The 12,133-nt window shown below is 73.1% G+C and carries 8 protein-coding genes and 1 pseudogene; 5 read left to right on the top strand and 4 right to left on the bottom strand.

The features are described 5' to 3' along the window. Window positions 1-1,018 (top strand): annotated as a pseudogene (locus tag D455_RS31475) (PrsW family intramembrane metalloprotease); the annotation flags it as partial. 429 nt (window positions 1,019-1,447) lie between these two features. On the opposite strand, the gene D455_RS0123265 reads toward D455_RS31475, so the two are convergent. Continuing rightward, window positions 1,448-3,778, bottom strand: a complete 2,331-nt coding sequence (locus D455_RS0123265) for a molybdopterin-dependent oxidoreductase (RefSeq protein ID WP_017573088.1) — start codon at window positions 3,776-3,778, stop codon at window positions 1,448-1,450. A 211-nt stretch (window positions 3,779-3,989) separates the two neighbouring features. Here D455_RS0123265 and D455_RS0123270 point away from each other — a divergent pair, with 211 nt between their 5' ends. From D455_RS0123270 to D455_RS0123280, 3 genes are all read left to right on the top strand, one after another. Continuing rightward, entirely contained in the window at window positions 3,990-4,937 is a 948-nt protein-coding gene (locus D455_RS0123270) for an HpcH/HpaI aldolase/citrate lyase family protein (protein WP_026122904.1), read from the top strand. Between the two features lie 86 nt (window positions 4,938-5,023). After that, window positions 5,024-5,722 carry a response regulator transcription factor gene (locus tag D455_RS0123275; RefSeq protein WP_017573090.1) on the top strand — a complete coding sequence of 233 codons (699 nt, stop codon included), beginning with the start codon at window positions 5,024-5,026 and terminating at the stop codon, window positions 5,720-5,722. Between the two features lie 5 nt (window positions 5,723-5,727). Continuing rightward, window positions 5,728-7,251: a sensor histidine kinase gene (locus D455_RS0123280; protein ID WP_017573091.1), complete on the top strand. Its 1,524-nt coding sequence runs from the start codon at window positions 5,728-5,730 to the stop codon at window positions 7,249-7,251. Between the two features lie 63 nt (window positions 7,252-7,314). Here the strand turns inward: D455_RS0123280 and D455_RS0123285 are convergent, their stop codons facing one another. Together D455_RS0123285 and D455_RS0123290 are read right to left on the bottom strand one after the other, a co-directional pair. Beyond that, window positions 7,315-8,031 carry a DUF2306 domain-containing protein gene (locus D455_RS0123285; RefSeq protein WP_017573092.1) on the bottom strand — a complete coding sequence of 239 codons (717 nt, stop codon included), beginning with the start codon at window positions 8,029-8,031 and terminating at the stop codon, window positions 7,315-7,317. Window positions 8,032-8,321: 290 nt separating this feature from the next. Continuing rightward, window positions 8,322-10,079, bottom strand: a complete 1,758-nt coding sequence (locus tag D455_RS0123290) for a S1C family serine protease (protein ID WP_017573093.1) — start codon at window positions 10,077-10,079, stop codon at window positions 8,322-8,324. 284 nt (window positions 10,080-10,363) lie between these two features. Between D455_RS0123290 and D455_RS0123295 the strand changes: the two genes are divergently transcribed. Then, window positions 10,364-10,969, top strand: coding sequence for a response regulator transcription factor (locus D455_RS0123295; RefSeq protein WP_017573094.1), 606 nt, complete (start codon window positions 10,364-10,366; stop codon window positions 10,967-10,969). 196 nt (window positions 10,970-11,165) lie between these two features. Here D455_RS0123295 and D455_RS0123300 read toward each other — a convergent pair. After that, on the bottom strand, window positions 11,166-12,133 hold a 968-nt coding region (locus tag D455_RS0123300; protein WP_017573095.1), incomplete at its 5' end, for a PP2C family protein-serine/threonine phosphatase.

Raw genomic sequence — 12,133 nt, forward strand, 5'->3', positions numbered from 1 at the left:
GCTGCCCCCGATCGCCCTGCTCCTGGCCTTCCTGGAACACCTGAACCTGAACGCGCGACTGGCCAACGCCGCGCTCCACCCGGCCTCGGAATTCGTCCACGGCCTCCTCGGAGGCGGGGTCCTCACCCCGTGGCTGCTGGTGCTGGTGCTGGTGTGCGCGGTGGCCATGGACCACCGGATGATCGGAACCGCCGCCGAGTCCACACCGCCGCTGCCCGGGCAGCCGCCGCTGGCGCGTCTGCGCCGCTGGGCCCGGGGCCGCTCCGTGGCCATGCGGGTCCGCGTGCCCGCCGACATCGCGCCGCTGTTCCGCAGGGTGGCGCTGTCCTGGGTGGACCTGCCGGTCACCCTGGCCACCACGCTGTCCACGATCGTCCACGAGCTGGCCGTCGCCACCATCGCCGCGCGGCGCGGTCCCGGCGTGCTCTGCGACACCTGGCGGTTCCTGCGCTGGCGGCGGGCGAACGCCATGGGCGAGGCGCGGTCCATGGGACGGCCCTGGCGGCACCATCCCTCCCAGGAGGAACTCACCCGGCAGGCGCGTGAACTGGCGAGGCGCCTGGGGTTGGCGGCCACCGGCGGGGTCACCGGTGCGATGGCGGCGATGGGTGCCGCGGTGGCGTACGCCGTCGTGGCCGTGCCGGGCGGTGCCCCGGGCGGTGCCCCGGGCGGTGCCCTTCTCAGCGCCATGGGCGGTGTCCCGCCCGTGGGATCCGGGTGGGAGGGGGCGCCCGCCTACGCCCACGCGGCACTGGACCGGATCCAGGGGTGGCTCGGCGGGTTGGGCGGCGCCGGGGCCGTCTGGGCCGCCGTGGCCCTGGTCGCGGTGTTCAGCCTGTTGGTGTCGGGCAACGGTGTGCCGCGTGCCCACCCGCGCATGCGCGAGTTCCTGCGCGCGCCCACCGCGAACACGGGCGCGATCCTGGGCATGCTCGCACCCGGCCAGGCGGGGTACGCGGTGCTCGGTTGGCTGGGGCTGCTGCTGCCCCGCCGCGTGGACCGGTTCCTGGTCCGCTGACCGACGGAGTCCCCCGGGGCCGCCGGGAGGCTCCCCGTGCCACAGGGCCCCGGCGGCGGGTCGTCCACGGGCGGGAACGAGGAATGGTGGACACCGCCCGGGGCGGGCACGCCGTCGACGGGGGCGCTCGGCCGTCCCACGGGAGAGCGTGCGCCCCCGTGCCAGAACCTGCCCACGCTCGGGCGGACGCGCCCGGGACCACACCGTCCGTGGACGACGCGGCCCAGACGGCGGCCCGCGGCCCGTGTCCCCGCCGTTCCCGGTACCGGAGGAGGGGCCAGCCTCCGCCGCGCCCCGGCTCCCAAGCCCTCAGCGCCCCAGGTTCCCGGTTCCCGCCTCCTCGGAGTCCCGTCCTCGGTCCCCCAGCGGTCCCCAGCCCTCAGCACCCGGCCACCGGGCCTCGACACCACGGCCCCGACCCGCACACGCTCAGCCCGCTGCGACACCCCTCGGCGGCTCGAACGCGCGCACCGGCGGCACCTCACCGTCGAACCGCTCGACGCGCACCCGCACCAACTGGCCCGTGCACCCCTGGCTCAACGCGGACGTTCCCACGTCCTCCGTCAGCGCGTTCGGGTTCCCGTGCGCGCACGTCACCCCGTCCGCCGACGGGTCGTACCAGGCCCCCGTCGACAGCTGCACCACCCCCGGCCGCAGCGCCTCGCTCACCACCACGCCCGCCAGGCACGAGCCCGTGGCACTGGACACCCGCACCACGTCCCCGTCGGCCACACCGCACGCGCGCGCGTCCTCCGGACGCATCCGCAGCGGCGCCCTCCCCCGCACCTTCTGCGACATGCTGTGCGCGCCCATGTCCTGCTGACTGTGCAGCCTCCCGCTCGGCTGGTTCGCCACCAGCACCAGCGGGAAACCCCCGTCCGCGTCGGTCACCACCGGACCCGCCAGCCACACCGGGTGCCCGGGGCAGTCCTCGTACCCGAACGACGCGATGGTCTCCGAGAACAGCTCGATCCGTCCGCTCGGCGTCCGCAGCGGACTCCCCTCCGGATCGGCGCGGAACTCGCCGAGCAGCGCCTCGTCCTCCACCCGGCCGGGCATCTCCACCCGACCGCGCTCCCAGAACTCCCCGAACCCGGGCACCTCCAGCCCGTGCCGAGCCACCAGCGACCGCCACCGCTCGTAGACCACCCTCATCCACTCGCCACTCGTACGCCCCTCGGTGAACTCCTCCCGCAGACCCAGCCGCTCGGCCAGATCGGCGTAGGTGTCGTACTCGTCCCGCGCCTGCCCGTGCGGCGTCACCGCGCGCGGCATCGCCCGCACGCTCAGGTCGCCCTGGCTCGCGGCCATGTCGTCGCGCTCCAGCACCGTCGTGGCGGGGATGACGATGTCGGCGTGCCGCGCCGTCGCCGTCCAGTGCGTCTCGTGCACCACCACCGTCTCCGGCCGCCCGAACGCCCTGGTCAACCGGGCCAGGTCCTGGTGATGGTGGAAGGGGTTGCCCCCCGCCCAGTACACCAGCCGGATGTCCGGGTACCGGCGCTCCTCGCCGTCGTGGTCGTAGCGCCCGCCCGGATCCAGCAGCATGTCGGCCACCCGCGCGACCGGGATGAACGAGTCCGTCACCGGGTTGTTGCCCTGCGGCATCCTCGGCAGCCCCAGCGGCGTCGACCCGCCGCCGTAGTTGCCCATGGACCCGTAACCGGACGCGAAACCACCGCCCGGCAACCCCACCTGCCCCAGGCAGCACGCCAGCGCCAGCCCGGCCCACAACGGCTGCTCGCCGTACCGCGCCCGCTGCACCGACCATCCCACGTTGACCAGCGTGCGACGCTCCGCCATCCGCCGCGCCAGCGACCGCAACTCGTCGGCCGGAACACCGCTGATCCGCTCGGCCCACTCCGGCGAACGCACGGTCCCGCCCCGGCCTCCCCGTTCGTCCCGCTCACCCGTCACGTACGCGCGCAGCACGTCCGCGCCCACCGTGTGGCGGTCCAGGAACTCCGTGTCGGCCAGACCCTCGGTGAACAGCACGTGCATCAGGGCCAGCATCACCGCCGTGTCGGTGCCCGGGGCGATCGACACCCACTCGGCCTTCACCTCGTCCGGGGTGTCGTCCAGCAGCGGCGACACCGACACGAACTCGACCCCGGCCCGCGAGGCCCCACGCATCGCCGGACCGGCTGTCTGGGCGGCGCGCCCGCCCGAGGAGGTCCACGTGTTGGACACACGCAGCCCGCCGAAGCTCACCAGCAGCTCGGTGTGCTCGCGGATCCGCGTCCACGACGGAGCCCGGTGCAGCAGCCGGTTCGCGGCCGGGGTACCGATGATCCTGGGGAAGAGCACCTCCACCGCGCCGTGGCTGTAGGTCGCGCGGGACCGCGTGTACCCGCCGATCGTGTTGAGGAACCGGTGCAGCTGACTCTGCGCGTGGTGGATCCGCCCCGCGCTGCCCCACCCGTAGGAACCGCCGTAGACCGCCGCGTTCCCGTACGCGTTCCGCACCCGGTCGAGTTCACCGGCGAGCAGGTCCAGCACCGTGGACCACTCCACCTCGACGTAGGCGTCGTCCGGATCGCCCCGACGCGGGTCCGGGCCGGGGCCGTTCTCCAGCCAGCGCCGACGCACCGCCGGGCGCGCCACGCGTGAGGCGTGGTGCTGGGCGCCGGGGGTGTTGGCGATCACCGGGGACGGCGCCGGGTCGCCCGGGTCCGGGCGCGTCCCGACCACCCGGCCGTCCTCGACGACCACCTGGTAACTGCCCCAGTGGGCGCTGGTCGGATACGACGTGCCGGACATGCTGTGTACCTCCTGGATGCCTTCGGTCCCGCAGAGGACCCGGAGCCCACCCTATGCACCGCACGGTGCGATGATGGGCCGTGCGGTACCGCCCGGACCGGGCGGACGCCCCGGCTGGGCGACCCGGCCGGACGGCCGGCGGCACGACCGCGGCCGTCCCCGGTCGACCGGCCCGACCACGCACACGGACGAGCGGATCAGGGGACAGGCGATGGGTGAACTCAGGTCGCGGCGGTCGGTACTCGCGGTTCCGGGGTCCAGTTCCCGGTTCGTGGACAAGGCCCGGGGTCTGGACGTGGACGCCTTCTTCCTCGACCTGGAGGACGCGGTCGCGCCCCTGGAGAAGGAGGCCGCCCGCGACACCGTCGTCCGCGCGCTCAACGACGGCGGCTGGGACGGCAAGGTCCGCACCGTACGCGTGAACGACGTCACCACCGCGTGGGCCTACCGCGACGTCATCGCCGTCGTCGAGGGAGCCGGAGCCGAGCTCGACGCCCTGGTCCTGCCCAAGGTCACCGCCGCGCGCGACGTCCAGTGGCTCGACACCCTCCTCACCCAGATCGAGCGCGCCGTCGGACTGGAGGTCGGCCGGATCGGCATCGAGGCCCAGATCGAGGACGCCCGCGGCCTGGTGGCCGTGGACGAGATCGCCGCCGCCTCGCCCCGCCTGGAGAGCCTCGTCTACGGACCCGCCGACTTCATGGCCTCCATCCAGATGAAGAGCCTGGTCGTGGGCGAGCAGCCGCCCGGCTACGACACCGGCGACGCCTACCACTACGTGCTCATGCGCATCCTCATGGCCGCCCGCGCACACGGGCTCCAGGCCATCGACGGCCCCCACCTCCAGGTCCGTGACGTGGACGCCTTCCGCCGCTCCGCCGCGCGCACCGCCGCGCTGGGCTTCGACGGCAAGTGGGTCCTGCACCCGCTCCAGGTGGAGGCCGCCAACGAGGCCTTCGCGCCCACCCAGGAGGACTACGACCACGCCGAACTGGTCCTGGACGCCTACGCGCACGCCACCACCGTGGACCGGCGCGGCGCCGTCATGCTCGGCGAGGAGATGCTCGACGAGGCCTCCCGCAAGATGGCGCTCGTGGTCGCGGGCAAGGGGCGGGCCGCCGGACTCGGCCGCACCCGCCGGTTCGACCCGGACGCCTGACAAGGGGACCCGACCAGCGGGGAATCTGACACGCGCCCCACCCTGCTCTTACCGCCCTCTCACCCTGATACGGGACCATGAACGCCATGGAAGCCACCGCCACGGTCCTGGTCGCCGACGACGACCGCGCGATCAGGGACTCACTGGAACGCGCACTCCAGCTGGAGGGCTACGACGTCCGGACGGTGCCGGACGGGGTCCAGGCCCTCGCCGTCGTGCACTCCGAACCCGTCGACCTCCTGGTCCTCGACGTGATGATGCCGGGGGTGGACGGGCTCGGGGTGGCCCGCGTGCTGCGCGCCGAACGCGACCGCACGCCCATCCTCATGCTCACCGCGCGAGTGGAGACGCCCGACCGGGTGGCGGGACTGGACGCGGGGGCCGACGACTACCTCGCCAAACCCTTCGAGCTGGAGGAACTCCTCGCCCGGCTGCGCGCCCTGCTGCGCCGGGCCGCACCCATGCCCGAGGACGCCGCGGAGGAGGGGCCGCTGAGCGTCGGCGAACTGTCCCTGGACCCCCGGTCCCGACGGGTCTGGCGCGGCGAACGCGAGGTCGAGCTGTCCAAGACCGAGTTCGACCTCCTCGAACTCCTGATCCGCAACGCCGGGATCGTCCTGGACCACTCCACCATCTACGACCGCATCTGGGGCTACGACTTCGGCCCCGAGTCCAAGAACCTCGCCGTCTACATCAGTTACCTGCGCCGCAAGCTGGAGGACGGGGGGCCGCCGCTCATCCAGACCGTGCGCGGGGTGGGCTACACGCTCCGCCCGCAGGGGTGAGTCCCGTGCGACCCGTCCACGGCACCCCGCACGTCCCGGGGAACGCGCAGGCCTCCGCCGCACCGCGCGGCACCTTCCGATCATGGCGCGGCGCACTCCTCCGCCCGGGTGACTGGCGACTGGGCACCCGCTTCGCGGTGATCTTCGCCCTGGTCGCCGCGGTCGTCATCGCCCTGGTCGGCACCCTCGCCTACACCACCGCCGCCGTACTCATCCGGGCCGACACCGAGAACGAGTTCGAGAGCACCGTCGCCGACCTGTCCGAGAAGCTCGTCGAGTTCCACGAACGCGGGGAGGGCAGTCCTCCGGGGCTCCGGCTGTTCCTGTCCAGCGACAAGTTCCAGCTCCAACTGCTCGAATCCGACGGCAGGAGGACGATCAGCGTCACCGACCCGTCCGAGGCGGTCCTGTTCCAGCCCTCGGAGAGGGACCTGGAGGTCGCCGAGGAGGCCGAGCCCGGGATCGTCGACATGCGCCAACAGACCATCCACGGGCAGGAGTACCGGCTGGCCACGGTCTCCCTCGGTGACGGGGCCGGAGCCCTCCAGCTCCTCCAACGCCTGTCGCCCACCGAGCTGATGCTCGACCGGCTCGCCACCCAGATCCTGTGGCTGGGCCTGTTCGTCGCCCTGGGCGCGGCGGCCGTGGGCTGGCTGGTGGGCCACCGCACCACCGGGCGCCTGGTGCGCCTCACCGACGCCGCCGAGTACGTCAGCTCCACCGGGCGGCTCGACCCGGTCGACCCCGGCAGGAGGGGAGAGGGCCGGGAGGAGGACACCAGCCGCGACGAGGTCGGCCGCCTCACCAGCGCGTTCAACGCCATGCTCGCCCGCCTCACCCGCTCCAAGGACGAACAGCGCCGCCTCGTCCAGGACGCCGCACACGAACTCCGCACCCCGCTGACCAGCCTGTACACCAACGTGCAGGTGCTCGACAGGGTGGATCGTCTCAGCCCGGAGGCGCGCGACAGCCTCATCGACGACCTGCGCGGCGAGACCCGCGAACTCACCGCCCTCGTCAACGAGCTGGTCGGCCTGGCCACCGGCGACCACGAGGACGAGTCGATGAGTGCCGTCTCCCTGGCCGGAATCGCCGACAAGGTCGCCAAGCGCACACACCGACGCACCGGTCGCGACATCGTCGTGGACGCCGACGACAGCGTCGTGTGGGGCCGCCCCGGCTCCCTGGAGCGCGCCGTCGCCAACCCGGTCGAGAACTCCGCCAAGTTCGACCCCGAGGGCACCGCACCCATCGAGATCCGGGTGCGCGGGGGAGCCGTGGAGGTCCGGGACAGGGGACCCGGCATCGACCCGGCCGAGCTCGACCGCGTCTTCGAGCGCTTCTACAGGGCCACCGTCGCCCGCGGCCTGCCCGGTTCCGGACTCGGACTGTCCATGGTCCAGGAGATCGCGCAGACCCACGGCGGCAGGGTGTTCGCCCGAAACCGGGAGGGCGGCGGCTCCGTCATCGGCTTCCAGCTGCCCCTGTACACGCCTCCGGAGGACGACGCGCCGAACGCGGCGGAGTGAGGGCCCCGCGCCCCTCCGGGCCGCAGGGGTACGGGGCATGGGGGCGTCCGTCCCTCCCGGGGGTCACGCGGTGGAGCTGACGCGGGGCGCGGTGCGGCGTCGGCGCGCGGGACGCCGGTACCGCAGCCACCACTCCAGGAGGAGCAGGGGGAGCATCCAGCTGAGGAACATGCTCGCGCTCAGGAGGTCGAGGGGCTTCTCCCCGCTCCCCAACGGCAGCGTGACGAGGATCAGCAGGGGCATGACCAGGCGGTTCAGGGCGATGCCGTAGAGCAGCACGAAGCCGCGCAGCATCCACTCCCGGTGCCGGGCGAAGTCGCGTCGACGCGCCATCACGTAGCCCGCGACGGTGAAGGAGAGCCAGGCCACCGCCCAGAGCACGGTACCGACCCGCGCGGACAGGTCCCAGGAGGTCAGCGGGGAGATGAGCAGCGCGGGGACGCCCACGAACGGGATGCCGAACATGACGTAGACGCGGCCGCTCCACCGGTGCACCCGGGGATGGTGCCGACGCAGCCACGGCCACACCTGGAGGATCACCAGGATCATCAGCACCGTCCCGCCGAGGATGTGCGAGACCAGCATCGCGTAGTGCCAGGGGACGTCCTCGCGGATGGGCACCCGGGCCTGGCCGGGGTCCAGACCCAGGTAGGGCGGGACCGCGAAGACCAGGAAGGTCAGCGTGGACAGGGTCAGCGGAACGACCCAGGGACGCTCCCACCAGCGGACGGTGGAACGTGCCGGTCGGTGATCGGCTGGTGCGGTGGCGGGGGGAGCCAAGGTCTCTTCTCCTCCGTGTGTCGGCGGCCTCACGGAGCGGTGCGGGGTACCGGATCCGTTCCGGAGAACGCTACGGAGAGGGGGTCCGCGGCACGAGGGTGCGCGGACGCGGAACGGGGGTGGTCGGCCGCCGTGCGGGCGCGGGGGAGGGCGGTCCCCTCCCGGCGGTGGTGTCCGCTCCACGGGAGCCGGGCGGGGGAATCCGGTGGCTCCCCCCCGGGTGCGTGGTCACACACGCGGGCGGCCCCGGACCCTGAGGTCCGGGGCNCGGGAGGTGGGGGCGGTGCCCCCTAGTTCCCGCCGCTCTCGTTCTGGGCCGCCTCGGTGCTCTGCTCCCCGAGCGTCACGGTGACCTCCTCCTCGGAGCCGCTGCCGCCGGGCAGGACCCCGAGCGTGATCTCCTCGCCGGGTTGGTGGACACGGATCTTCGCGATCAGCTCGTCCGGAGTGGACACCGACTCGCCGTTCACGGACACCACCACGTCACCGGTCCCGAGCCCGGCCTCCGCCGCGGCGCCGCCCTCGGTCACCTCCACGATCTGCGCGCCGCCGACGCGGGAGTTGGTGATGGTGGCCTCGATCGCCGGGTAGCTCGCGCTGCCGTCCGCGATCAGCTGCTCCGCGATGGGGCGGACCTGGTTGACCGGGATGGCGAAGCCCAGGCCGACCGAACCGCTGTCCTGCGAGACGCCCGCGATCGCGGTGTTGATCCCGATCACCTCGCCGTTCATGTTCACCAGGGGGCCGCCCGAGTTACCCGGGTTGATCGCCGCGTCCGTCTGGATCGCGCTGATCACCGTCGAGGTCTGTCCGGCCTGGCCGGTGTTCACCGGCCGGTTCAACGCGCTGACCACGCCCGTGGTCACCGTGCCCGACAGGCCCAGCGGGGAACCGATCGCGACGACCGGAGCACCCACGCCGACCTCCTCGGAGTCGCCGAGGGTGGCCGGTGTGAGGTCGGTGCGCCCCTCGGCCTTGAGCACCGCGATGTCGGAGACCGGGTCCGAACCCAGGACCTCGGCACGCGCGGAGGAACCGTCGTTGAACAGGATCTCGATGGGACCGCCCTGGGCGGCGGCCGCCACGTGCGCGTTGGTCAGGACCTGGCCGTCGGACGAGATGATCACCCCGCTGCCGCCGCCGCTGGCGGTCCGGATGGACACCACACTCGGCAGGACCGTGTCGGCGACCTCGCCGACCGCTCCCTCGGTGGGTGTGCTCTCAGGCGCCTGTTCGAGCGAGCTGACCGGTCCGCCCAGGCCGTTGGGGAAGAGGTAGGCGGTGCCCAGGGCCGTCGCCGGTCCCACGATGAGGCTCGTGATCAGGGCGGTGATCGCGGCGACGGTCACGATCCCGCCGGAGCGGCGCTTCTTCCCGGACGGGGGCACCGCACCGGGCGGCATGCCGCCGAACGGGGGCTGCCCACCGTGACCGCCGTGGTTCCCGGGGCCGCCGTGGCCCTCGTGGCCGCCCGTCCCGAAAGCTCCGCCGCCGTACGGGGGCTGTCCGGGGCCGCCGGGAGCACCCGGCCCGTGGAGGCCGCCCTGTCCGCCCTGTCCGCCGTGCGGCGGCACCGGTCCGCCCTGGTGGGCGGCGAACCGCTCGTGCTGGTCCCCACCCCCGGGCGGCGGGAAGGTGTAGGAGGCGCGCTCCGGCGCGTGGGGCCCGGTGGCCCACCGGGGCGGCTGCTCGGGTGGTGAGAAGCTCGGTCCGCCTCCCGACGGCCCGGCGCCCGTCCACCCCGCCCGCCCCGTCTGCCCACCGGGCCACGGAGCCCCGGAGCGCTCGTCGGACGGGTGGTGCCCGAAGGGCTGCTGGGGCCCCGCGTGCTCGGTCCCGGCCGGTTGGTCGTCGTGTCCGGCGGGGACACCCCCGTGCTCCCCGCCGGACGTGTCACGGTCATCGGCCCCGTCACCGGCGGAGGAGTACCCCTCGTGCGGGTTCCGGGGACCCGACTGGTCTGCGGGCTCGGTGCGGCGGTGTTCGGGAACTCCGCTCCCGGCCGCCGCACCGGGCTCGGTACCTGCACTCGGTTCGTTGGGGTTCAACTCATCCTCCGACTGGGCGGGACGATGTTCAGTGGCGTGGTCCATCATGCGCCGCATGGGTTAGAACAGGGTGAGAGCGCCGTATAGCGGGGTTTCGAGTCTGATTTCGCCTCCTCGCACCGGTTCTCGCCGATGTCCGTGAGAGCATCCGTAAACCCCGGCGCCGTTGTGGCCGAACACGTCGGCCGTTACCCTGGCGCGTTTTCCGTAGGCGCCATGTGCGCCACAATGCCCGAAACGATATCGTGTCGAAGCCAAAGCGAGATAATGGAGAAGAGCCGACCTTGATCAAGATCGTGCTGGCCGACGACGAACACCTCGTTCGGGGGGCCATCGCCGCCCTCCTCGGCCTGGAGGACGATCTGGAGGTCGTCGCCGAGGTCGGTCGCGGAGACGAGGTGACCGACGCCGTCCTCCGGCACGGCGCCGCCATCGCCGTCCTGGACATCGAGATGCCCGGGGCCACGGGCCTGGAGGTCGCCGCCCGGCTCAGGGCGGACGCCCCCGACTGCGGCGTCGTCATCCTCACCAGCTTCGGCCGCCCCGGCTACCTGCGCCGGGCCCTGTCCTCCGGCGCGCGGGGATTCCTGGCCAAGGACGCCCCCGTCGACCAGCTCGCCGGTGCCATCCGCCGCGTCCACGAGGGCGGGCGCTACATCGACACCGACCTCGCCGCCGCCGCGATGGTCGGTGGTGAGAGCCCCCTCACCGACCGCGAGACCGAGGTGCTGCGCGCCGCCTCCGACGGCGCCACCGTCGCCAGGATCGCCGCCACCCTCCACCTGACCGAGGGCACGGTGCGCAACTACCTCTCCAACGCCATCGGCAAGACCGGCGCCGACAACCGCATGTCCGCCATCCGCACCGCCCAGGACATGGGCTGGCTCTGACCGCTCCCGCCCGACCGGCGAACCGCGCCGGAGACCGTCCGTCGAGGACGGCGAGGAACCGTGGCCGTGAGGGTTCACCGGTCCGCCGCGCTCCCGTGCTCGTGGCGCGCACCGGCGGTCGCACCCCGCGGTGAGTACGGGACCGGCGCGGGCCAGAACCCCCGCGTCACACCAGGAACGTTCCCGGCCACCCCCGTCAGAGGAACCGCAGCACCAGCATCGCGGTGTCGTCGCTGCGCCCGCCCGGGGCGTACTCCTCCAGCTCCCGGTCGATGCGGCTGATCACCGCCTGGGCGGTCAGACCGGCGCATCCGGAGAAGATCTCCGTCAGCCCCTCGTCACCGAGCATGTCCGTGTTGTTGCGCCGCTCCGTCACACCGTCGGTCACCGCCAGCATCACCTCGCCGGGGCGGATGTCCACGTTCTCGGTCGTGAACCCCACGTCCTCGAACGCGCCCAGCAGCGGCTGCGACGCCCCGAACGACGTCACCTCGCCCTTCTGGTTCAGCCGCATCGGCAGCGGGTGACCGGCGGACACCATCCGCAGCCGCATCCCGCCCCCGCCGTCCGTGGCCGGGGTCATCTCCCCGTACAGCATCGTCAGGAACCGGGTCGAGGTGTTCTCGTCCAGGATCGCCATGTTCAGCCGCTGCATGATGTGCGAGGGCGTGAAGCCCTCCTTGGCCAGCGCCCGGAGCGTGTGCCGCGCCAGCCCGGTCACGGCCGCCGCCTCGGGGCCCGTCCCGCACACGTCGCCGATCGCGAAGCACCACCGGCCGCTCGCCGCGAACACGTCGTAGAAGTCCCCGCCGACCACGTTGCGCTCGTCCGCCGGACGGTAGAACACCGCGTGGTCCACGTTCGGGATCACCGGCTCCTTCTCCTTGGCGGGGAGGAGACTGCGCTGGAGGGCGTCGCTCATCGCGGACTGCTTCTCGTGCAGCCGCGCGTTCTCCATCGCCGACGCCACCCGACGGCTCAGGTCGTCGGCGACGTCGACCTCCTCCCGCGTGAAGTCGTCCGTCTCGTTCTTGCCGACCGTCATCCGCCCCAGGGCGCGTCCGTGCGCCACCAGGGGGATGCAGATCGCCGGACCGCTGGCCAGTTCCCGGATCAGCTGCTCGTCCAGCCCCTCCTTGGCCAGCTCGGCCGGTGACCACAGCG

The organism is Nocardiopsis halotolerans DSM 44410 (assembly GCF_000341065.1).
GTDB classification, from domain to species: domain Bacteria; phylum Actinomycetota; class Actinomycetes; order Streptosporangiales; family Streptosporangiaceae; genus Nocardiopsis; species Nocardiopsis halotolerans.

Coding starts and splice junctions, on each gene's coding strand:
- D455_RS0123275 (WP_017573090.1), top strand. CDS start 5,024: ATGGAAGCCACCGCCACGGTCCTGGTCGCCGACGACGACCGCGCGATC.
- D455_RS0123270 (WP_026122904.1), top strand. CDS start 3,990: ATGGGTGAACTCAGGTCGCGGCGGTCGGTACTCGCGGTTCCGGGGTCC.
- D455_RS0123265 (WP_017573088.1), bottom strand. CDS start 3,778: ATGTCCGGCACGTCGTATCCGACCAGCGCCCACTGGGGCAGTTACCAG.